Source organism: Spirosoma migulaei, assembly GCF_054776855.1.
In genome coordinates this window covers 155807-179822 of sequence record NZ_BAAHBG010000008.1, presented here as the reverse complement: position 1 = coordinate 179822, position 24016 = coordinate 155807, and the positions used below count along the sequence as shown (strand labels likewise).

17 protein-coding genes are annotated in these 24016 nt (G+C 48.8%); 3 read left to right on the top strand and 14 right to left on the bottom strand.

Annotated features, from left to right (window positions below):
• Nucleotides 1-338: 338 nt before the first annotated feature.
• Together ACYVGO_RS10350 and ACYVGO_RS10345 are read left to right on the top strand one after the other, a co-directional pair.
• Nucleotides 339-3584 (top strand): SusC/RagA family TonB-linked outer membrane protein, encoded by a 3246-nt coding sequence (locus tag ACYVGO_RS10350; protein ID WP_460969192.1) that lies wholly within the window; start codon nucleotides 339-341, stop codon nucleotides 3582-3584.
• A 169-nt stretch (nucleotides 3585-3753) separates the two neighbouring features.
• On the top strand, nucleotides 3754-5193 hold the full coding sequence (locus tag ACYVGO_RS10345; protein ID WP_460969191.1) for a SusD/RagB family nutrient-binding outer membrane lipoprotein: 1440 nt from the start codon (nucleotides 3754-3756) through the stop codon (nucleotides 5191-5193).
• An 85-nt stretch (nucleotides 5194-5278) separates the two neighbouring features.
• Here ACYVGO_RS10345 and ACYVGO_RS10340 read toward each other — a convergent pair whose 3' ends face one another.
• The 9 genes from ACYVGO_RS10340 to ACYVGO_RS10300 form a co-directional block, all read right to left on the bottom strand.
• Nucleotides 5279-6394, bottom strand: a complete 1116-nt coding sequence (locus ACYVGO_RS10340) for a PA14 domain-containing protein (RefSeq protein WP_460969190.1) — start codon at nucleotides 6392-6394, stop codon at nucleotides 5279-5281.
• Complete coding sequence (locus ACYVGO_RS10335) at nucleotides 6395-6688, bottom strand: hypothetical protein (protein ID WP_142770935.1); 294 nt, start codon at nucleotides 6686-6688, stop codon at nucleotides 6395-6397.
• A 205-nt stretch (nucleotides 6689-6893) separates the two neighbouring features.
• Entirely contained in the window at nucleotides 6894-8066 is a 1173-nt protein-coding gene (locus ACYVGO_RS10330; protein WP_460969189.1) for a serine hydrolase domain-containing protein, read from the bottom strand.
• A gap of 197 nt (nucleotides 8067-8263) precedes the next feature.
• On the bottom strand, nucleotides 8264-9751 hold the full coding sequence (locus tag ACYVGO_RS10325) for a serine hydrolase (RefSeq protein WP_460969188.1): 1488 nt from the start codon (nucleotides 9749-9751) through the stop codon (nucleotides 8264-8266).
• 199 nt (nucleotides 9752-9950) lie between these two features.
• Complete coding sequence (locus ACYVGO_RS10320; protein WP_460969187.1) at nucleotides 9951-10808, bottom strand: DUF4097 family beta strand repeat-containing protein; 858 nt, start codon at nucleotides 10806-10808, stop codon at nucleotides 9951-9953.
• Nucleotides 10808-11677, bottom strand: coding sequence for a DUF4097 family beta strand repeat-containing protein (locus ACYVGO_RS10315; protein ID WP_460969186.1), 870 nt, complete (start codon nucleotides 11675-11677; stop codon nucleotides 10808-10810). The genes ACYVGO_RS10320 and ACYVGO_RS10315 overlap by 1 nt, the downstream gene beginning before the upstream one ends.
• A 106-nt stretch (nucleotides 11678-11783) precedes the next feature.
• A complete protein-coding gene (locus tag ACYVGO_RS10310) occupies nucleotides 11784-12620 on the bottom strand; it encodes a HEAT repeat domain-containing protein (protein ID WP_460969185.1) in 837 nt (278 codons plus the stop codon).
• Nucleotides 12595-13140, bottom strand: coding sequence for an RNA polymerase sigma factor (locus ACYVGO_RS10305; RefSeq protein WP_460969244.1), 546 nt, complete (start codon nucleotides 13138-13140; stop codon nucleotides 12595-12597). Before ACYVGO_RS10305 ends, ACYVGO_RS10310 begins: the two co-directional genes overlap by 26 nt.
• 146 nt (nucleotides 13141-13286) lie before the next feature.
• Nucleotides 13287-13943 (bottom strand): NAD(P)-dependent oxidoreductase, encoded by a 657-nt coding sequence (locus ACYVGO_RS10300; protein WP_460969184.1) that lies wholly within the window; start codon nucleotides 13941-13943, stop codon nucleotides 13287-13289.
• A gap of 105 nt (nucleotides 13944-14048) precedes the next feature.
• Between ACYVGO_RS10300 and ACYVGO_RS10295 the strand changes: the two genes are divergently transcribed.
• A complete protein-coding gene (locus tag ACYVGO_RS10295; protein WP_460969183.1) occupies nucleotides 14049-14687 on the top strand; it encodes a MarR family winged helix-turn-helix transcriptional regulator in 639 nt (212 codons plus the stop codon).
• Between the two features lie 75 nt (nucleotides 14688-14762).
• Here ACYVGO_RS10295 and ACYVGO_RS10290 read toward each other — a convergent pair whose 3' ends face one another.
• The 5 genes from ACYVGO_RS10290 to ACYVGO_RS10270 form a co-directional block, all read right to left on the bottom strand.
• Complete coding sequence (locus ACYVGO_RS10290) at nucleotides 14763-17231, bottom strand: ABC transporter permease (RefSeq protein WP_460969182.1); 2469 nt, start codon at nucleotides 17229-17231, stop codon at nucleotides 14763-14765.
• 288 nt (nucleotides 17232-17519) lie between these two features.
• Complete coding sequence (locus ACYVGO_RS10285) at nucleotides 17520-18101, bottom strand: hypothetical protein (protein WP_460969181.1); 582 nt, start codon at nucleotides 18099-18101, stop codon at nucleotides 17520-17522.
• Between the two features lie 281 nt (nucleotides 18102-18382).
• Entirely contained in the window at nucleotides 18383-20752 is a 2370-nt protein-coding gene (locus tag ACYVGO_RS10280) for an ABC transporter permease (RefSeq protein WP_460969180.1), read from the bottom strand.
• Nucleotides 20753-20873: 121 nt separating this feature from the next.
• The gene (locus tag ACYVGO_RS10275; RefSeq protein ID WP_460969179.1) at nucleotides 20874-23297 is read right to left on the bottom strand and encodes an ABC transporter permease; all 2424 of its coding nucleotides are present in this window, start codon (nucleotides 23295-23297) and stop codon (nucleotides 20874-20876) included.
• 75 nt (nucleotides 23298-23372) lie between these two features.
• Nucleotides 23373-24016, bottom strand: a 644-nt coding sequence (locus tag ACYVGO_RS10270) for a GIN domain-containing protein (RefSeq protein ID WP_460969178.1), incomplete at its 5' end; no start/stop codon positions are given.

Genomic DNA, 24016 nt, shown 5'->3' with positions numbered 1-24016 from the left:
TTTTGTAAATTTTAAAGAATATAAAATTAAATTTGACTATAAATATTTATAATAGAATATAATTGGTAATTAATTGATTTATTCAAAATATAGTGTTGGTATTGTTCATTTAATGGAATTATATTTGGATTAAAAATCTACCCGTCCTGTGCGTGTATTTTTTAATACTGGTCAGGTTTTAACTGGCCTGATCATGTATCCGCAGCGAAGTCTCTGCTGCAAGCCTGCTCCGAGTTTTAATAGCGCTTATATAGATACGTACCTGTTGCTACAATAACTGACTAGTTGCTGTATTCACCTGTAATTTTTCCTTTTTATAAACCTAATCGTGAAGTGAGATGCGGAACAGAAGTTTACTACTCATGTTGTTTTTTGCCTTTTATGTCCCCTTACAGCTCTTCGCCCAGGGCCGGGTCATCAAAGGAATTGTTACATCCGGCGATGACAACGGTGGCGTTCCCGGCGTAAACGTCGTTATCAAAGGCACAAATGTGGGGGCATCGACAAATGCTGAAGGTGCCTACTCGATTACCGTTCCCGAGAATCTACTGAAAAACGGGATTCTGGTTTACTCCTTCATCGGCATGAAAACTACTGAGGTGCCTATTGGCAATCAGAGTACCATTACAGTCAAATTGCAACACGACGAAACCTCGCTGGATGAGGTGATTGTGAGTGCATTAGGGTTCAAGGAGAACGCCGATAAGCGGGGAGCAACAGCCTCGAAAATCGAAGCCAAAGACATCGTTCGATCCGGCGAAACGGGCGTGATCAACGGGATGTCGGGTAAAGCCGCTGGGGTTCAGATTACGAAATCGGCCGGTGATCCTGGTGCTGGTTCGTATATCCAGATCCGTGGCCAAAATACCATTACGGGTACTACACAACCGCTGGTTATTGTGGATGGTATCCCGATCAGCAACTCGACACTTGGTGATGGCGCAGCTGGCGTTACGCAGCAATCCCGCCTGAATGACATCAACCCCGAAGACATTGCATCGATGCAAATCCTGAAAGGGGCATCAGCAGCCGCGTTGTGGGGGTCGCGGGCGGCCAACGGCGTCATCGTTATTACAACCAAAAAAGGCGCTAATAGCGATAAGGTCAATATCTCGTATAGCACGACGGTTTCGTTCGATACGCCTAACCTGTTGCACCCGTTACAAACCAACTACGGTCAGGGATCAGACGGTGTGTATAACCCTACCGTTGCCAATTCCTGGGGCGATAAAATTGCCAATCGGGCTGGTGGCGATGATGTTGTTAACCTGACCGGTGCCCGTTTTGAGTCGTATAGTGGAAAAACGTACTACCCAATTCTTACCAAGAACTCGAAGGAAACCTACAATGACGCCCGTAAGGCGGCCGTCTTCCGGACGGGTACGTACATTGATAATAACCTCTCTGTCAGTGGTGGTAACGATAAAGGGAACTTCTATCTGAGCGTTGGTGATCTGCGTCAGAAGGGTATTATCAACGGGCAGAGCGATTACAACCGGACTACCCTCCGGTTCAACTCCGAGCGTCGTTTCAACGATATTATCAAAGCCTCGACCAACGCGACCTACGCCCGGACAACATCGAACCGAATTCAGCGCAGTAATAGTGTGAATGGACTGTACATTGGTTATCTCCGTTCGGCACCTGATTTCGACAGTCGCGATTACATCGGTAACTACTTCTCGTCGCCAACGGCCAGTGCCATTCCTAACCGGCAACGTTCGTATCGGAACTATCTGGGGGCGTTGGCCAACCCAATCTACAATGATCCGCTGTGGGCGATTAATCAGCTGACCAACTTTTCGGAAGTTGACCGTTTCATTTTGAGTTCAGAAATACTGATTACACCCGCAAGCTGGTTCGATATTACGGCCCGTGGAGGTATCGATGCCAACACCGATCACCGCATCACGAACTATCCGGTCAACTCGGCGGTCAATAGTGGTTTAGGGAGCTACGAGGAGGCTATCTATAAAGAATCGGAGATGAATGGTGACCTGATCGGCCGTGTTTTCAAGGATTTTGGTAAGAATATTACCAGCACCCTGATTGTAGGCTTTAACATTAATGATCGGAAATACCTCAATCTGGGTGGTACGATGAACACCTTCATCATTCCCGATGCACCGGCCAACTTTGGTAACTCGCTGACCTCAAACGATGCTCCTTACCGAACTACCACGCACCGCCGGATGGCCCGTATGTATTCTACCCTGAATGTAGGCCTTTATAACCAGTTATTCTTGAACGCATCGGTGGCGGGTGAGTCGGGATCTACGTTCGGTAGCCAAACGAAGTCGACGTTCTATTATCCATCCGCCGATCTGGCCTGGCAGTTTACGCAACTACCTGTTTTCCGCGACAATCCCGTGCTATCGTTTGGTAAACTGCGTGCGTCATATGGTACGGTGGGGGTACAACCAGATGCCTATAGAAACACCACCACCTACGTAAATGCGTCTTTTAGCAGCTGGGCCAACTCGCTTAGTGGCTCAGGCTACGGCAATGGGGCGTATGTTCGTAATGCAACCCAGGGTGATCCATTCCTGCAACCTGAACGGAAAACAGAATACGAAGTGGGTACTGATCTGCGCTTCCTGAACAACCGGTTAACGGCTGGCTTCACCTATTACTCCAATGAGATTACCAACCTGCTGCTGAACGTAGCTGCGGCTGGCTCGACGGGCTACACTTCGAAATACACCAACGCCGGTTCGATGACCAACAAAGGCTGGGAACTGGAACTGCATTACAATATCCTGAACAAGAAAGGATTTAACTGGAATGTATTTGGTAATGTGAGCCGGAACATCAACCGGGTAACCAACCTGGCCGGAACGGATATTATTACGTTGGGTGGTTTTAGCAGCACAGCGAGTACGGTAGCTAAAGTGGGCTACGCGATGTCGTCGCTTTACGGGGGTACGTATCTGCGTACCGAATCTGGTGCGCTGAATCTGAACGCCAATGGGTTCCCGCAAGTGGCTCCGCAGTTTGGTGTTGTTGGCGATCCGAACCCAGACTATCGTGGTGGGTTTGGCACGAATCTATCGTACAAGAAACTCTCACTGAATGTTCTGTTCGAGACCTTCCAGGGCGGGGATTTCTACAATGGCACCAGAGGGACGCTCTATAACTTCGGTACACACGCCGATGTGGGCAACGAAGTAACACTGACGAAGGATCTGAAGAACTACGCGGGTAAAACCATTGCTGCCGGAAGCACCGTTCGGGGTAATATTCAGGATTTCGGTGCCGGTCCGGTATTGCTCGATCAGTCGTTCTATACCTCAATTGGGGGCGGCTTCAGCACCTTGGTTGAACAGTTTGTAACGGATGCCAGCTGGACCCGTATCCGCGAAATTTCGGTGGGGTACTCGATCAGTTCGCCCAAGTTCCGTCAGAAAACCAAGTTGCAGTCGATCGACGTAACGGTAACGGGCCGTAACCCGGTTCTGTGGACCAAAATGGTTGGTATTGACCCAGAAACGGCTCTTAATGGCGCCAGCAACTCACGCGGTCAGGACTATTTTAACAGCCCTAATACAAAGTCACTGCTGTTCAGCATAAAAATCAATTACTAATTAAATGGAGAATGGACAATGTGAAATGGGTAACGAATAATGAATAATGTAAAATGAATAATGAAAAATGGGTAACGAGTGACACACACTAACAGCCATCCCATTATCTATTGTGCATTATCCATTATCCATTTCACATTGTGCATTCTCCCGTATCCATATTAATCTTATGAAACGTACATATAGATCATTTTTTGCCCTTGTCGCTGGTCTTCAGTTCTTCTCCTGTTCGTCTATTGTCGAGAACCTGAACGTTGATCCCAACAACCCAACTGCTTCAACAGGTAGCCTATTGCTTACCGGTACCGAAATTGCCAACATGGCTACCCAGGAGGGGATGGCCAGCCGCCTGACAACGATATGGTCTGGTTATGCAACCGGCGCTGACCGGCAATGGCTGGATTATTACAATTACAACGTAACAGCTGGCGTGTATGATGCTGACTGGAACCTGGTGTATCAGGCAACGAATGCCAATGCCCTGCTCACGATTGAGAAAGCAACCGCGCTCGGAAACCGTAAAATGGCGGCCATTGCCAAAATTTTACGGGCCAACGCATTAGCTACTGGTACCGAACTCTGGGGCGATATTCCATTTGATCAGGCAGGTGATATTCTTAAATACCCCAGTCCGGCCTTTGAGCCCCAGGCAACGGTATATACGAAGCTCCTCGCCTTACTGGATGATGCGATTGCCGATCTGAAATCGGGTGTAGGTACCGTTACTACAGAAGATATCCACTTTGGTGGCGATGCCACGAAATGGACGCAGGTTGCCTATACACTGAAAGCCCGCTTGCAGACCGACCTAAAGCAGTATGATGCTGCCTATACAACTGCCCAAACGGGGATTAGTGCCTATGCCAATTCGCTTTATGCACCACATGGCAATACGGCCAACGTAAACCAGAACGCTTATTTCTCCTTTCTGGCCAGCTCACGTACCGGCGATATAAACGCTGTGGGAGCGTATAACACAACGCTACTGAATCCGGCGAGCGCTAAATACAGAGGGAACTCGAAAACTATTGAAACTGCCCGGTTTAAGTTTTACTACCTGGAAGTTGGTGTCAATAGCCCCGGTAAAATGGAGCCAAATACGACCGGTACGACGGGTTTCTTCGCGCAAACGGCTAGTTTTCCGCTCGTTACGTATCAGGAAAATATCCTGACACTGGCCGAATCGGCCTTACGTTCGGGTAAGGGCTTTGCAACGGCGCTTGGCCATCTAAACGCGTATCGGGCCTGGTTGAATACGGGTGGCAACATCAATGCGGCTTATCTGACGGCGGGTTCCTACAAATATGAGCCTTATGTAGCGGCCGATTTTGAGGCTGGTGGTATCGAAAATGCCGCGGGGGGCATCAAGGCCGATAACGCCCTGTTACGGGAAATTCTGGAAGAACGCTATGTGTCGTTCTACGGTCAGCACGTTGGCTGGGATGATGAGCGCCGGACACGTGCCGAGGCCTATGGTATCAAGTTGACACCTAACAACGGTACGCAGCTTCCCTGGCGGTTCATTTACCCACAAAATGAATTGAACTCCAACGCCAATGCGCCAAAGCCAGTACCCGCAACATTCGAAGCACCTGCTATTTACAAATAGGATTTTTTTAAACACAGAGGCACGGAGAACACAGAGAGGTAAATTATCTCTCTGTGTTCTCCGTGCCTCTGTGTTTAAAAAAATCTTATCGAATTGTAATCTCTACCCGTCGATTTTTACTTCGTTCACTTTCTGCTGCATTATCGGCAATGGGGCGCGTGCCGCCGTATCCTGTAGCAGCCAGGCGATTTTCGGCAATGCCGTGCCGGATTAAGTAAGCTACAACCACTTTAGCCCGATTTTCTGACAACGCCAGATTCAGCCTTGGATCACCCACATTATCGGTGTGGCCCGCTACATCGATGTGCCAGAGTGGGTTTGCCTTTAGGGCAATTACGAGCTGATCCAGTTCAACCGATGATTCAGGTAACAATGCATAACTACTCTGTGCAAACTGAACCTGTCGAAGTGCAAACGTCTCCCCCGGCTTATGAGCGTTAAGCGGCTTTTGAGTTGAAGCTGATGGAGATACAACCGCTTTCGTAAGCGTATCTGCTGGGGGCTTAGGCCTTGCCACTGGTTTTAGTGCCAGCGGCAAGGGTAAGCGGGGGGTAGGTTTAGGCGTAATCGGTATAGACCGTTTGGGAACAACCCTGGCAACAGGTACTGGTTTGGATTTCGGAGGAATGGGCTTGGTTGGTTCTTTGATCACTGTGACTCGCTCGGGAGCCGCTTTCTGAAAAAAATGCTGGGCGGTTATGGATTCGCCGGGGTTGCTGATACCATTAAAAATCGTTTTCGGTGCATTGGGCAGTACCCATAACAGGTCGATTTCGCCTTCCAGCATATCGTTGAAATAATCGACTCGTAAATCGTAGAACTTTCCGGCTTCCAGAATCACCCGTCCACTGAAACGCTTCGAGTCATTTAATTGCCAGGCATCGATTACTTTTTTGTTGCCCACCCACACCCGAATACCATCATCTACTTTCGCATTGAAGGTGTAAGCGCCCGAAACAGGTGCCAGCAGTTTACCCGTCCAGCGGATGGAGTAATAAGAGCGAGGAATACCTGGCCCCGGATTCCGTTTTAACCAACTGAAACTGATCGCAGGATCGATCCGGGTGAAAACTTTTTTCTCGAAATTCGTTCCGGTATAGTACTCTCCTTTCAGGCCTTGCTGGGCCTGTGCCGATGGACTTAAAAGCCACAGGAATACGCTCCAAACTACCAGTATCGCTTTCAGTAGAGTTTTTATCAATTATCTGGCCCTTAGTAGCGTTCGTTGTTTGACTAAATCTTCTCGCTTAACAAATGTGATGGGTACAAACTCATCAGTCGGGGAGCCAATGTAATAAAGCGTCCAGTCGCGGTCATATTCGGCCAGTAGCTGGCGGATGCATTCTACCCGATCGAAAGTGGGCACCCGGCAGTCGCCCCAGTAAAATAGCTCGACACGATAGTGCAGCGCCTGCTTCTGACCGTTGATAGTCACGTCGATTTCGATGTCCTGTTTACCAGGCAACGAAGAGATGGGAATGGCGATGTATGACATAGTTTAAGGACAAGAATAAGTGATTGACTGTGTACGCGTTTACCGAATACCCTACAAACTGCCCAAATGTTATACCAGTAGTGTAATTGATTAATAATTAATTAGTTGCGCTAGAAAAATGAACGCACCGTGTCCGATTTCGGACACGGTGCGTTCAGAAGCGGACAGGAAAAATTAGGGGTAAATTATAATTATTTTAGGTGGGTCAATTCGGAAGCACAACGGCCCGCTCGTCCAGAGCTTTGGCAATCTGATTCGTCAACGCCGTAATCCGGGAGGCAGTCTTGCGGTCGCATTCGTTCGAGAGGACTACGATTCCCATGTTCAACTCGGGGAAGTTGACGCATAGACTGCTGTAGCCGGGAATATTGCCATCCTGCCAAATAGCCCGATAACCCGCTGACTTTAGCATTTGCCAGTTCAGGCCTGCCGAGTACCGGTCTATGTCGCCCCAGGTTGGCCGGTGGGTGAGTTTAGCCGCTTCGGTAGCCTCCGACACGTTCCACTGAATGTATTTCAGCATATCAGTCACAGTCGATTTTAGGGCACCCGCTCCCTGAAGTTGATCGGGTACCATTGGCATCTGTACACCCGTGCAATTGTAGCCTTTCGCAAAACTTGCCTGATCGGCAGGCGTCAGTTCAATCTTCGTATCGCTCATGGACAGCGGCTGCGTTAGTTTCTGGCGGACAAGCTCCTCGAACGGTAGGCTATATACCCGCTCTAAAATATAGCCCAGTAACTGAGCCCCTGCGTTGGAGTACTTGAACATATAGCCCGGCATGGCGTCCAGTTTCACTTTATGCAAATCTTCGTAGAAATCTGCCCGGGTATAATGTTGCAGGAGTTCGGTGGCAATGGCTGAGGAGGGTATGGCGGTATTGGCAAACGCATCCGGTACATCGGGCAGTAGGAACGGCAAACCCGACCGGTGATTGAGCAGATGAAAGAGCCGGATCGGTTGCCCTTCGTATTCCAGATTGGGATAGTTGCCCGTCAGGTATTTACGGATATCATCAGCTAGTTTTACCCGTTTTTCAACAACAGCCTGAGCGAGTAAAGCACCTGTAAACGTCTTGCTGATGGATGCAATGGCATATTGGGTTTGATCGGTTGGGAGTTGTTGTTTACCTTTTTCGACCGTACCGTAGTTGTACACATACGTTTGTCCATCCTTAAAAATACCCAGCGAAAGACCTACGGCTTCGGGGGCTGTCATGAATTCTTGAGCAGCCTGTTCAACAAGGGTATCGACCGATGTTTTCAGTGGATTATCTGTCAACGCCTTTATCGGAAGCGTGACGAGTGCAGAAGCGCGCTTCGGATAAATAAGCTCCGCTGGAAATAGCAGAAGAGCAGAGATGAGCCAGGCATTCATGGGGGTCGTCTGGTTTAGAGGCTTCTAAGAAGATGCAGGTTGTATCAGTAAGTTGCTGTTCCCGTGGCCGGTGAGGACACAGGCCACGGCGAAGTCTGACTGTTTTTAGAAAGATGCAGTTTTCCGCGTGCGGGTTGCTTGCTTTATTTCGCAACTGCAATTATTTCTGTTTTTAGCAGCTCTGGCTTCGGCACTAACTACTTTTCGGTAGACTCACCGACTTTTTTTAAGAACTCGATGGCGTTGGTATTCTGTGTATTTAAGGCCAGCGACCGCTTATAGTTCTCAATCGCCTGCTTGCGGTTGCCGATGCGCTCATAGGTTTCGGCGAGACTGTCGTAGGTGTTCCAGCCTTTAGGATACAAACTGACATTCAGCTTGAAAATTTCAAGGGCGTCCTGTAGTTTATTCTGCCCAGCCAGCGAATACCCCCAGCCATTCACGTAATTTTCGTTGAGATAAAGTTCGGGATGTTTTTTCCTGACATCCTTTACCACGTTGATAACCTGTGCATAACCCCGCTTTTTCAGTTCTGTATTCAGCATCGTTACAGCGATTGGTTCGCCGTAGAAGGCGTCTATAATCTTCTTAGACAACTCGCCGAGTTGATACTGTGTTGACTGATCGGCGTCATTGGCCAGCAGCACCAGGCCTACGTTCTGATCGGGATACAGATCACAATAGCTGGCAAATCCGAACGTGCCACCCGAGTGTTCTACCTGACGCTTACTGTCGATGGTTTTGTGCAGAAACCAGTTTAGGCCAAACGCCTGATTCTCGACGTTGCCCCAGGTTAGCTGATGCGCCAAGTGTATGGCTTTGTCACGCTCATCTAACTGATAGGCTGCGTATTTCAGCAGATCAGCTGCACTGTAACGAAGGCCACCAGCCGCCTGCATGGCTTTCATAGTAAACGCAGGCATCGGATTGCCTTTGCCATCGTGGCCTTTCGCAAACAGGTCAGGAGAAGCTGAACCAAACGTGTTATGCATCTGGAGCGGTTCTTCGATTTTCGTTCTGATTAACTCTTCGTAAGGCATCTGGTAAATTTTCTCCAGAATGTAGCCTACTAACTGAGCCGCTACGTTGCAATGACGCGGATTCTGACCGGGAGCTGCCTTAAGCTTCACGGCGTGCAGATCATTGAAGAAATCCTGCTTTGTGTAGCGGGTCAACTCACTCACTATCCTAAACGGCACCGAATCGGGACTGACCTGCTTGAATCGATCGGGCTGATCGGGGAAATTATCCGGTAGCTCAGACGTCCAGTTGGTGAGATTTACCAGCCGGATGGGCTTGCCTTCGTAGGCCAGGTTCGGATAATCACCATCGAGGTACTGGCGGATGTCATCGTCCAGGCTGGCGCGTTTTTCGAGTACGGCTCTCGCTAGCAACAGACTCCCAAACGTTTTACTGATCGAGCCAATCTCGTAAATCGTATGCTGCGTGGGCAACTGATTTTTGCCTTTCTCCGTCGTGCCGAAGTTATAGAACGATGTCTTCCCGTTTCGGACAATACCAATCGACAAGCCTACGTGTGTTTTCTCCTGAACAAAGGCCGTCCCAAGTTGCTGGATGGTAGTTTCTGGGGAGGCTTTTGCCGTGGGGGACTGCACCTGCCCCAACACTAGATCGGTTGTGAATGCGAAAAGACAGAGAGCAAGAATGAGATGCTGAGTACGCATGAATGTCGATTGGTATCATTGTCGAACCTGTTTTATACGGTTCTTTTATAGAAAATGATAAGCTATTTTTTGTCATTCCGACGTAGGAGGAATCTCAAGCTTGACTGATACGCGACGTTGAGATTCCTCCTGCGTCGGAATGACAAAACGCTCATTTGCAAAAAGCTTGAAGAGTAACGTCACTAGTGATAAGCGGAGTTTATTTCGCTTTGCGGATGTAAATATTCCCGTTCATGTTCTTCATCATGACTTCCGGGCCACCGCCGTTGATTTTGCCGTATACCCAATCTTCAATCTTCACCTGATACATACCCGACTGGCTGGTGCGGTTCACTTTCGGTTGGTTTTTGTCGACGTCGATGTCAAAGTCGCTGTAAATATCGCCCCGGTCGGATTTGAGTTTGCTGTTCGCTTTCACCGAAGAAGGAAAGGTTACATCGACATTACCGTTCAGGGTAGAAAACGCCATCGGTGTATCCGAATCAATGGATTTAAAGCTGGCAATGACGTTGCCGTTAACGGTAGTGGCTACCGCTGAACCCGCAACATTGGTCAGGTGGATGTAGCCATTTACGTTGTTGACTTCCAGGTTACCACTCACATTCTCGACCTCAATCGTTCCATTGTTAATGGTGCTGACCTTGAGCGAAAAACGTTGCGGTACTTTAATGGTCAGGTCGATGGTTTGTCTTGTGGTATTGGCGTTCACGTTTACGGTATTGTTTTTCTCTTCGGCGATAACGTCGAGGGGTAATCCCGTTGCAATCCGTTTCATGCCATTGGCTGTTCGGTCTGGGCGATCATCATCGTCGTCGCGTCGTCCGCGCTTTGGGCTGGCCACAATGTCGATCACTACATCTTTGCCACTATAGCCAACTACGTGAATAGAGCCATTGATTAAGCCTACCCGCAAATTGCCAGGTTTGGACGCGTCGCTCAAGGGAACAACTAATTGTTCTTTCACTTCATTCTGAGCAGCTACCGGGCGAGCGAGGCTGAGAAAGCAAATGAATAATGAATAATGGATAATGGATAATGACTTGTTATTCGTTTTCATTAGGATTGTTTTTTAATGTAAATGCTTCCGTTAAATGTTTCAAACTTGAAGGTCTTTCCGCCACTGCCGATGCGAATGGCGGTGTTTTTGTTGAGTTTATAGACGGTACCCCCATCGGTTTGCTGAGTAGTTTTGATAGCCTGCACGGGCAGAACTTCGGTGTTTGGGAAATCGGTGTAGAACTTGCCCTGAAAGGTCTTGAACTGTAGATCGGCCGATAGATTGCCAGGATAACTCACGTTAATGTTGCCGTTGAGGGTATAATAAGACGAGTTTTCGGGCGGGTTAGCTACGTAATCGACATCGAGATTTCCGTTGATGGTGTGGGCGTCTGTCGTACCTTTTACGTTGGTGAGCGTAATGGCCCCATTCACATTACGCGCTTTGAGCGTTCCTTCCACATCCTTGACGGTCACGTTGCCCCGGTTAACGGTCGACACAACGAGATTCATCCGATTCGGGACTTTTACCGTGAAGTTGAGCGTGAAATCATAGTCAACATCCCGGTCATTGTTCCAGTTGTTCCGGTTTCTATTACGCCGTGGACGTGAATCGAAGGGTTCGGCGATGTAGGCCACAATACTGTCGCCCTGTTGATCGAACTGAAGCTGGAATTCTTTTTTGCCGATCTCCAGGTCGCCATTGTTTTTAGCCGTAATGGATTTATCCACCTCGATCACGACCTTATCGCCCGAGTAGCCTTCGACTTTGATAAAGCCGTTTATGTTGTAAATGGCTAGCGCACCAGTTGATGCCTTCGATACGGTGAATTCTTTGCTGACATGCTCTTTAAATTCCTGAGCAGTCGCTGGCGATTGGGCACAAGAAAGCACCAGCCCCGCCAGTACGGGGATCATAAACAGTTTCATAGTAGTTGTTTGGATTTAAGGTATTTATTTTTGTCATCCCGACGCAGGAGGGATCTTAAAGCGTACTATTTCGAAGATCCCTCCTGCGTCGGGATGACAAAAAATCTCACGACAAGTCCCGGATACTCTGCTCGATTTTGCCTTTTACTAAGTGGTTCAGATTATCGTCGTGGAGTAGTTGCCGAAGCGGTTTAATGGATCGTTTCTCCTGTAGTTTTACCATTATATCCGCCAGTGCGGACTGGACCATTGGCGAATCCTGCTGACTAATTGACTGGACAAGCCCTTCCCGAACCTTTGCATTATCTGCCAGTTTAGCCAGGGCTTCCAGCGTAACCAGGCGCACATTCACATTGTCGTCGTTATTGAGCGTAGTCAATAAAGCCTCCACTACCTTCTCATCCACCTGGTTGATTTCTTCGGTATAACTCACCGCCCGGAGTCGTTCAGAAGCAGACGGATTTTCCAGCAAGGAGAGCATCATCATCTGGCGCATTTCCTGTACCTGGGTCGATAGCGTATCAATCTGTTGTTTGTAGGCTACCGCTGGCGAATTGGCATGGTTTAACCAGTACCCAACCGCTAGTCCAACCGTTAACAGGGCCACACTATAGGCTAAACGAAGTGCATATTGTGGTGTCCAAAGCTGCCGAAGTTTTGCCAGTAGATTATCAAATACGCTTTCGGACTCAGCGGCAACGGTATCTTTATACGTATCGAGCATTGCCTGAAACCGTACTCGTGCCATTGGGCTGGGTTCTGGCGTTGGCAGATTTCCCATCAATTGCCAAAGCTGCCGGGTCGACTCTGCTTCTGCCTGACAAGCGGGGCACTGCGCCAGATGGGCTTCCAGGCTTACCCGTTCAGCATCCGGCAATTGGTTGCTTAGCCAGTCGGTTAGCTGGTTGTTGATCTGTTCACAGTTTATAGGCAGTTTTTCCATTCTCAATTGTCAGATAAATTTTCTTTAACTCGTTCATTGCCCGGTGTACCCGCACTTTTATCGCTCCCTCTGTCGTATTCAGCACCCGTGCAATTTCCTCGTATTTCAATTCCTGGAACCGACTCAATACCAGTACTTCCCGATTCTCGGCACTTAACTTCGCCATGGCCCGATGCAGCATGTCCAGTTCCTGTTCTTTCTGCATCGATTCATCGGCAGCTGGGCCACCCCCAACTTTGTCGGCCACATCGGCCAAGTCATAGTTATGTGCCGAGCGTTTGTTTTGCTTGCTATGATCCACCAGTACATTTCTGGCCAGGTGGTACATCCAACTCTTAAACTCACCATCGCCCGTAAAGGTGTGGCGGTACTTGAGCATCCGATAGAACACCGTTTGTACCATATCTTCGCTGGCTTCGCGCTGGTTTGTCATATGGAAAAGGAAGCCGAGTAAGGGACGATTGTACCGCTCGAAGAGCAGGCCCATCGTGTCCATATTGCCTGCCTTTACCTGCAGCATCAGTGCATTGTCTGTCAGAGAGCTCAACCGAATTGGTACCGGGTTTAATGGATTTTGGACTGGAAACCGTGCGAAGTTGGGAAGGTTACAGAAAAAGACGAAAATTTTTTTGATGGCGCAAGGCTGGGCCATCGAAGTCATAAAAATCAATTCGCTACTTCAACCACTGCCCGAATCATCTGTGTATCAGTTAAATGATGTAGCATGAAATGGGCCAGATCGGCGCGACTAATCTGGAAACATTTATCTAAAAACGCATTGATGGCATAGCGATAATTTTCCGTTAGCGGCTTATTCGTTAGCCGAGGTGGTCGTATTGATGTCCAATCGACAGAACTTCGTTTTAATTCTTGTTCCATCAACCTCGTGTCGGCGTAAACGTGTTTGAATATCCGCGCTAAAACGTATTTCGTGAGTATGCGCAATACCCAGGGCAGTTTGGGGCTGACCTCAATTGCTGATGAAGAAATGCACAGCAGTCGACTCACATCTGTTCCCTGCATGGCCCTCAGGATGTTTGCTACACTGACAGAATATACGGTTGTGGGTTTTAACTTTTTAACCCCCAAACAAGAAACCACTGCATCGTGGCCTTGCACTTGTGTTGAAAATGTCTCAAGCACCATCGCATCGCCTTTGACTACCCGCAGGTTTGGGTGTTGCTGGGCGAGCGCGGCTGGATTGCGCACAATGGCCGTAACCCGATGGCCTGCTTCTAGCGCTAGTTTAACAAATTGGCTTCCCGTTCCACCCGTAGCGCCGAAAACCAGGATAGATAATTGCTTATGCGTTGGCGTATTCATCTTATTACTTCGGTTTCGTAATTGTTTGTGTAAATGTATAACGTTTACGAAATTAAAATATATCCGAAGCATTATTTTTATTTTTGCTACGAAAACGAACTAACTGTGAATAAAACCGTAGCCTTAGTCAATTTGTGGGGAGAATTTGAAGAGAAGCATCCGGAGGCCAGTATCGAGGATTTTTTTCGTTATCAGCTTGTCCATCAGCGCGAACGTGTTGCAGCAACCGATACGCCAATGGCGGGCGGCACGGCACCCATGCACCCAAATGGTCAGCTATTACGCCTGATTGGGCGAGTCAATAAATTGAACATGGTGTATGCCTATGCCGCTTTAGACGGTACGGGCGTCAATCAACTGGAAGAATTTGGGCTGCTGATGCACATTAGTCAGGCGAAAAACCCCCGAAAAACAGAAATTATTTACAGCAATCTGATGGAACTGTCGAGCGGAACCGACATGCTGAATCGCCTGAAAAACCGAGGGTTTATCCGGGAGTATGACGATACCGAAGACCGGCGTTCCAAACGAGTTGAATTAACCGAGGAGGGACTTGCCGTGATTGCAATTTGTCGGCAGCGAATCGGGAAACTCGCCGGTATGATGCTTCATAACATGGCCGACGATGATATACAGCTATGTATTAAGCTGCTGAAAGGTGTAGAGCAGGAGTTTTCTGTACGATTGCCCAACGATAAAGGAAAAGCGTTTGAGGAGGTTTTTAAAGAGGTGATGGGGGGATAAGCGGGGAGCAAGGCGCATGGAGCGGGGATACAACCCCAGCCTCACATCCCTGCTCCGCGCTCCCTGCCCCCTGCTTTATTCACTTCGCAAACTCTTCACTGGATTCATCAGCGCGGCTTTTACGCTTTGCAGGCTCACCGTTAGCAGCGCAATGCCTACGGCCAGCAAACCCGCCAGGGCAAATACCCACCACTCAATGTCGATTTTGTAGGCGAATGCCTGAAGCCAGTTGTTCATGGCATACCAGGCAATAGGCGAGGCAATGACAATGGCAAGCAGAACCAGTTTCAAAAAATCTTTGGAGAGTAGGGTAACAATACTGCTAACCGATGCCCCCAGCACTTTCCGTACGCCAATTTCTTTCGTACGCTGTTCGGTTGTAAACGCGGCCAATCCGAATAAGCCCAGACAGGCAATGAAAATGGCCAGCGCTGAGGCTAAGGTAAACACCTGGCCATATTGCTGTTCGCTCTGGTATTGCTTGTTGTAGTTTTCGTCGGCAAAATAAAACTCGAACGGATTTGCTGGATAGCTTGCCTTGTAGATACGCTCCAATTCGGCTAGTTTATCCTGAATGCGGCCACCCTGATTGGCATCTGTAGTTAATTGAACCGTCAAGTCGCTCACCGACCGGCGGGGCATGAAAATGACCGGTTCAATAGCCTGCTGCAAGCCCTGATGGTGATAGTCTTTCACGACGCCAACAATCTCGTAAGGCTGCCCCCAGTTGATCAATTGCCCAACAGCTTTTTCGGCCGGAGAAAATCCCAGTTGCCGGGCACCTGTTTCATTCACGAGCAGTTTGGCACTTTTCTCATACCCCAATTCAGCTTCCTGGATCGTGAAATTTCGACCGGCAACTAATCCAATTTCATAGGTTTTCAGAAAACGATCGTCGATGATTCCCATTGAGTAGTTTCTCTTTTCATCACCAGGTCGCGGGTTTTGTTTGGTAATTCCATTGGCCGTGAAGTTGTAGAAATTACCCGGTACAATGCCTGTCTGACAAAAGCTCTTGACATAAGGCAACTGGCTTAAGTCGTGCTCAAGTGCAGCTGTTCCTGGCTTGAATGAACCATTTAGATTGATGGCGGGCCCCTTAATGACTACACGCTGCGCCAGTTGAACCCCCAGGTCTTTATTCTGCATGTACTGCAACTGCTGGTAAAGGATCAGGGTAGCAATAACTAAAGCGATTGATGCACTAAACTGCGATACCACCAGTGCTTTGCGTAAAAAGCCACCCTTTCCAGCCTGGTAAGCACCTTTCAAGGTCTGGATTGGCTGAAACGAGGTGAGAGTGAACGCTACATAACCGCCCGATGCTACTGCACCAACCAGCAATAAAATCAGGCCAATAAGCCAGAATCCGTTTGCATTAAGTATGGTTAACGACAGCTCTTTCTGAACAAACTGGTTAAAAGCACCTTGCAACGACATAACCAGCATCAGAGCAACTATGAAGCCCAGACTATTGAGCAGGAGTGACTCGCCCAGAAACTGACCAATTAATTGGCCTGGTCCTGCGCCAACTACTTTCCGAACGCCTACTTCTTTCGCACGTTTTAACGCGCCTGCCGTTGAGAGGTTTATATAATTGAACCAGGCAATCAATAGAATTAAACCCGCAATACCACTCAGAAGATACACAAACCCTAAACTGCCGCTTGTTCGATAGATGTCACTCAGGGATGCCGCCAGATGCATGTTCGTGGCGGGTTGCAACAAAAACAGACTTTCATCTTCGGGTGTTCTTTTCTTTTTATAGGCATTGAGCTTGGCTTCCAGCGCTTTGTAATCGGCCGATGCACTGGATTGCTGTGGGTCGGAAAGTTGCAGGAACGTAGTTAAATAGGTGCCGTCAAAGCCATCTAATCGCGCCCAGCTATTACCACCGAGGTTGGCTGGATTTGCCAGCGTCTGTAGTGAAAATACCGCGTCGAAAGATAGATCTGAATTGGTCGGCATGTCGGCATAAACGGCCGTAACGGTGTATAGCGTTTTGCCAAACTGATTATTAAGCGTCAGCGTTTGACCCAGTGGTTTGGCACTACCAAAATATTTTCGGGCCTGCGATTGCGATATGGCCACGGTGTTCGGCTGCGTTAGCGCTGTTGCGGCTATTCCCTGCACGAGCGGGAAGGTGAAAAGTGTAAAGAAACTAGCATCGGCGTAGGCCAGTTTACTTTCTCTAAATGACTGGATCGATCCGTTACCCTTTTCATTGGCGAGGCTCACAAGGCCGTTGGCTGAATGCTCACCCACGCGGCAAAAATCCCGCACTTCCGGAAATTCCTGTTTCGCGAGTGGGGCTACGGCCGGGGCCATATCTACCCAGATATCCCCTTCACGGGTTTGCGTTAGGAGCCGATAAAGCGATGGTAAGTTCTTATGAAATGTGTTGACGCTTCGTTCATAGGCAACGTACTCTAAAATCAGTACGAAAGCGGCAATGCCAAGGGCCAAACCGGCAATATTGATGAGCGAAAACACCCGGTTCTTTCGCAGGTTGCGAAAAGCGATTTTAATGTAGTTAAGAAGCATAGTTTAGGGGTTGAAGCGTGACACAACTCTTGAGATAGTTGGTGTTTAACCAAAGAGTTTTAATTCAGGGAATTTTAGGCGAATTCGTTGCTGCTTTTGGTCTGGCGATACCTACTCGTTTATAGGCTTGGTATACTCAACAGCCATGCCACAAAGAGAAAAGGCCGTCTCCTGCTCAGAAACGACCTTTTAACGAAAAGCTTTGTCCGATACTGGACAGGTGCCTGTCCGAAAATAAGTTGAATGCTCTGCCCGTGCGGTTCATACCCGCACTAGCCTATACGTAGGTTACTGATTGCCTGTCTTGATACCAAAACTGCGTTCGGTTTCTTTGATGATGGCCTGCTTTTCGCGCTCCGATTTGCCGAGCACATTGGCCGTGCGTTCAATGATCAGTTCTTCGCCGTCTTTCTCGAAGGTGTACTGCATCCAAAGCCGCCCATTTTCCTTGTCTTCTTTAACTAAGACCGATGATGGCGCTACATCGCTGGGAGAGAGGGATGAATTGGAATTGGCTTCCATCCGCTCACGCGCCGATTCATCAGCACGAGAATAAGACGTCATCTGCACTTCGGTTTGTCTTTTTCTCGCCCGGGCTTCGTGTTTCCGATTAATGATCAGCTCACCCGATTGATTATCGACAAACCGATCCAGCGAATCAATAATGTGATTTTCCAGCGCTTTCACGTCGTCTTTATCCATGTCTTCGATATCGAACGAGCGGTTGTAATGGACGGAGCGTCCTTGCTGCTCAATGTCAACGCGAATACGAAGCTCCCGACCATCGGTCGTGACGTTTTTGCTGGACGACCGTTGGGCTACTGCCCCGAAACCAATCGAGAGTAGCAACAGGGTAAAGAGCGTTTTCATAGAACTGGCAGAAATTGCGTAGAATTTGAGGTAAGTAGAATTACTCCCTCTATCATCGTGCCAACTGCGTATCTGATTGTCTATCAATATGTTCTCTATATATGAAGAAATCGGTTGTCCGATAGCGGACACTTTTTCGTACGGCTGCGGACAAGGGGAGAGGGAGGAAAGGGAGGAAGGGGGGAAAGGAATAAAAAAACAATGCCTTCCTTATTTTACCTCTCCTCCCCCTCCCCCTCCTCCTTTTTCCCCCTTCCTCCCTTTCTTCCCTCTCTTCCCCTTTATTCCGAACGAAGTGATTTAACCGGATTCATCAACGCGGCTTTAATGCTTTGGAAACTAACCGTTATGAGCGCGATACCGACCGCCAGCACTCCGGCTAAAGCGAATACCCACCACGATAGGTCAGTTTTATACGCAAAACCCTGTAGCCATTGATTCATGACATACCAGGCAATGGGCGAAGAAATGACAATGGCAAGCAGTACAAGCCTGACAAAATCTTTGGAGAGTAAGGTCACAATACTGGCTACCGATGCACCCAGCACTTTCCGAACCCCAATTTCCTTGGTGCGCTGCTCGGCCGTGAAAGCCGCCAGACCAAACAGACCCAGACAGGCAATAAAAATGGCCATGCAGGCAAAAAGGGTAGCCAATGTGCCAACCACTGTTTCGCTTTTGTAGAGGTTCTGGTACTCGGCGTCCAGAAATGAATATGAAAAGGGAGTTTTGGGATTTAATTTCTGGCACAGTGCTTGGATACTAGCCAAAGCCTGTTTTGTCTGGCCCGGTTGGGTTCGTATCAGAATGTTGTTTGGCCACCAATGCTCACCCAGACGAATAATGAGTGGTCGGATGGGTACGTGTAATGAGTTGAAATGGAAATCTTCGATCAGTCCGACAATCTTTCCGGGCGTTTTGCCGAATGTAAGCGGTTGCCCGATGGGGTCTTTATACCCGATCCGTTTAGCGGCTGCCTGATTGATGAGGTAATTGCTTGAATCGGTGCCAAAGCTTGGCGAAAAATCACGGCCGCGAATTAGTTTTAGTTTAAACGTTTTGGTGTAATCGTATCCCACGGCCGTGTTATTGAACTGAATAGCGAGGGAGGGATCTTTGCCCACCCAGTGCACACCATCGGTTGTATTTCCATTCTGTAACGGGTTCGTCATCATGTGGGTAACGGACTGAATACCCGCTATTCGCAACAATTCCTGTTTAAACGTTGAATAGTTGCTGGCTAATTCACCTTCGCCGGGAATATTGATTATGTTCTCCCGATCATAGCCCAGATTCTTCGTTTGTATGAACTGGAGCTGACGATACACAACCACTGTTCCCACAATCATCAGCATTGATAACACAAACTGAAAGACCACCAGACCACGCCGAAACAATAAAGCTCCTGCCCCAAAACGCATGGTTCCCTTGAGTACGCGTACCGGATTGAGCGACGACAGAAACAAGGCTGGATAACTACCCGCCAGGCTACTCGTCACGAGTAATAAACCGGCCAATAATGCCCAGAAAGAAGCCTGATGAATCGGAATAGCTAACTGCTTATCGGTTAATTGATTGAATACGGGCAGCACTAGATTGACCAGCATAACGGCCAGACCAAGCGCCAGAATCGTGAGGAGTAAAGCCTCGCCCATAAATTGCCCAATTAGGGATGCCCGCTCCGCGCCAACTACTTTCCGAACGCCTACTTCCCGTGCTCGTTTCGTAGAGCGGGCGGTGGCTAAATTCATGAAATTGATCCCAGCAATGAGCAGCAGAAACACCGCGACAATGACGAACAGCTGTACATACTCAATACGGCCACCATCGCGCTGACCGTTTTTAAAATTTGAATACAGATACGCGTCTGTTTCGGGTTGTAGAAATAATTGAATGTTGAACGTGGCACTAATGTCCTTGTTCCTACCCTTCAGGAATGTTTTAAGTTTATCATTAACCTGACTGAGATTGGCATCAGGCCGGAGTTCGAGACGCGTATCGGGGCCACCGTTCTCCCAGCCATTAAGCCAGGGATTAACTTTCAAATAGCGTTCCCAGTTAAGCAAAAAATCATACTTATCGAGCGAATTGGCCGGGAGATTCTCAAACACTGCCGTTACTTGAAAGTCGGTATTGTTGTCAAATCGAACAGATTTCCCCAGCGCAGCTTGCGGATTGCCGAAATAGACTTCGGCTAGTTTTCTGGAGATGGCCAGATTGTTGGGTGCGTTGAGAGCCGTTTGGGCTGTTCCGGCCAGCAAGGGAATCCGGTATAACTTAAACCAGTCGGCCCCGGCATAGTGTCCGGTTTGTCGGCCTACTTTATGCCCGACCGTTAGTATATGCCCTTCTTTCGACGATAATCCTGCTGCATGAATAATCTCAGGAAACTGCCGCTTGAGTTCATCGGCCAAGAGTCCAGGAGTATCCTCATCCGTGACAATCCGACCATCGGCAATCTCATTTTCCATCACACGATAGAGATTGATTGCGTTTGGGTATTGCGTTCCTACACTCAGCTCATCCTGTATCCAGAGGAAAATAAGCAGACTGGAAGCCATGCCCAGCGCCAGCCCCACAATGTTAATGGTGGAGAACGTTCTGTTCCGAATCAGATTCCGAAAGGCTATTTTGAGATAGGAATGAAGCATGGAAGGGAGGAGAGGGAGGAAAGGGAAGAGAGGGAGGAAAGGGAAGAAAGGAGGAAAGGAATAAAAAAACAATGCCTTCCTTATTTTACCTTTCCTCCTCTCGTCCCCTTCCTCCTCTATTTTATTCCGAACGAAGTGATTTAACCGGATTCATCAAGGCGGCTTTAATGCTTTGGAAACTCACAGTTATGAGTGCGATGGCTACGGCTAGTATACCCGTCAGGACAAACATCCACCAGGCGATGTCGATTTTGTACGGGAAGTCGGACAGCCACTTGCTCATCACATAGCCGGCTATGGGCGACGCGATGACCAGCGCTACCAGGACCAGCTTAACAAAATCGACCGAGAACAGACCGAAAATATGGGCTGTTGATGCGCCCAATACTTTCCGAATACCTACCTCTTTGGTTCTTGATTCGGCCATGAACGCCACGACGCCGTAAAGACCTAAACAGCCAATAAATATGGCAATACCTGCCAGCAACCGGAATAGCGAATACATGCGTTCTTCACTTTTGTAGAAGTTTGCCAGTCGCTGATCCAGAAACTCGTAGGTTAAGACAAAATCGGGGAAGGTGGCATTCCAGTTGGTTTCCACATCGTTGATCAATCGGTTGATGGCTTCGGTACCGCCCTGCTGCTTTGATAGTTTAATGCCTAGTGTATGATACGCGTCGCGCCGGGTTGTCAGAATGCAGGGGTTAGTTTCCTGATGCAGCGAGAATGTATTGAAATCCCTGACAACCCCTACAACCTGCTTTTTAGGATGCGTGGGGCCACCTACGATCATGTACTTGCCAAGAATCTGCTGCGGGTTCCGAAGTCCTAATTTCTTCACCAGCGATTCATTCACAACCAGTTCCCGCGCCGTATCGGCGGGCTGATACATCCGCCCGGCAATCAGTTTCAGTCCATACGTGTTGAAATAGGCCGTGTCGGCAAACCGCATGACCACGCCAAAATCAGCGTCTTTCTCGGCATTCTCGTAGCGAAAACCCGTCCACCAGTTTCCATCCGACGATGGGATTGAAATGCCATAACTCAGCGATTTTACGTTAGGCAGGGCCGCCAATTTGGCCTGGAGTACTTCCAGTTGGCCCGGTTTATTCTCTGGTATGTTTACCGTCAGTACAGCGTCTTTATTATACCCCAGATCCGCCGTTCGGACGTACTTCATCTGGCTGTAGGCGATGATTGTACCGATGAGCATCTGCGAAATGGCAAACTGAAACACAATCAGGCCCCGGCGAAGGGTTAACTGACGGCTACCTGTCATCTTTATTTTTCCGCGAAGGGCCACTACCGGCTGATAACCCGACAACACCAGGGCAGGATAAAACCCAGCTAATACCGTTTTCAGTATGGCTAGTAAAACCACAAAGCCAATCACCGCTGGGTCGAATAAAACCAGCGAGGCCGCTTTAATGTCGAGCAATTCGGCTACGTAGGACATCGATGTATTCGCCACCAGAAAAGCCAGTCCGACGGCTATGCCTGTGAGTAGGCCGGTTTCGCCCAGAAACTGTCGAACTAACTGGGCCCTTGAGCTGCCCAGAACCTTCCGCACGCCCACTTCTCGGGCCCGTTTTATGGCCTGAGCTGTAGCCAGATTGATGAAGTTCACGCAGGCTGTAACCAGAATAAACAAGCCGATCAGCGCCATGGCCCAAATCATTTGTTTGCTAACCGTCCGGCCCGCTGAGTTTTCTGTTTGGGGGTCGAAGTGGATACTGGTCAGCGGCTGTAATTCGTAGTGCAGAAGTTTAGCCTGCTCTGGTTCCATGTATTTTTTTACAAACGGTGCCAGTCGCTGCTCTAGTTGGGCCGAGGCTACGTTCTCGGGCAAGGCCATATAGATCTGAGCACCGCTGTAGGTAGAACCCCATTCATCCCAGCCGCCGTTGGCCCCGTATTGCTTCAGGGATGGAAAGGATAGCATGACCCCAAACGGCAGGCTACTTGTTGCGGGTGGGTCCTGCACAACGCCCGTCACAACGAAATCCATTTTATTCTCTACCCGAATCGATTTGCCTACCGGATCTTCGTCGCCAAAGTATTTATGCGCCATGCGCTCCGACAAGACAACCGTTTGTGGGTTCGTCACAGCCGTTTTCGGATTGCCTGATTTCCATTGATAATCGAACAGACGGAAGTATTCGGGCTCTACGAAAGCAACTTCGCCACCTTCTTCCTGAAACTTGCTGGCCTTTTTCGTATTCACTTTCACCATCGCCCCATACAGCCCGTAAACCATGCTTAGCTGGTGTTTCAATTCCGGAAAGTCGTTCCGAAGGGCCGCTAAAGCAGGCAGTGGAACACCTACACTACGATTATCTCCTTCCGGGCTTTTAAAGCGCGAAACGAGTCGATATGTACGATCGGCGTTGGCATTGTGCCTGTCGTAGCTCAATTCATAGCGAATGGCCAGAAACAGTATTAAACAACAAGCCAGACCCAGAGTAAGCCCGGCAATGTTGATGGTCGTATAATTCCAGTTGCGCTTCAGCGCACGGAGGGCGGTGGTGAAATAGCTTTGTAGCATAGGGCAGGGGGCGTGGAGCAGGGTGCTCGGGGCAGGGTGTTAGCCGCGCCCCGAGCACCCTGCTCCACGCAGTTATTATTCAGTCCGGCGGATGGTTACTTCGCCAATTACCAGGCCTTTGCGCAGGTTACCATCACCCGCGTACTTGATGTTGGATTCACCGAATGCCATGACGCCGATCCGATTGGATGCGTACACCTTTAACTGACTATCGCCATAGGAATGAACTGAAACCAGTTCACCGGTCAGTTTCTCGGTGTCAAGTGTATTGTCTCCGTAGATACGATAGTGTTGTCTGGCCACCTTGCCCGACCGGATCGTCACTTTATTTTCGCCGTATAGACTGACTTTGAGTTTATTGGCGGTCAGCCCCGCCAGATTAACCGTGGCTTGCCCGTACACCTTCAGTTTGAACGAATCACTTGTTAGCTCGCTCTGGCAGGTCGCTTCTTCTTCGCCCCGGATTTGGAGGTTTCTCAGGGTTTTGTAGGTTACGTAAGCCGTTACTTTTACGCTCTTATCGTAAATGGGTCTTGTAAATTCCATATCCCCATCTTTCCATTTCCGGTTCTTTACCGTGATCCGGGCATCGTCGAGGTAGATGCTCAGGGTTTTGTTTTCAACAACATAGTTGACTTTTTCTGGCTCGATATTCTGGTACTGCAACTGAATGTTTTCCTGGTCACCTGCTACCAACACAATACTGACGTGTGGGCTGG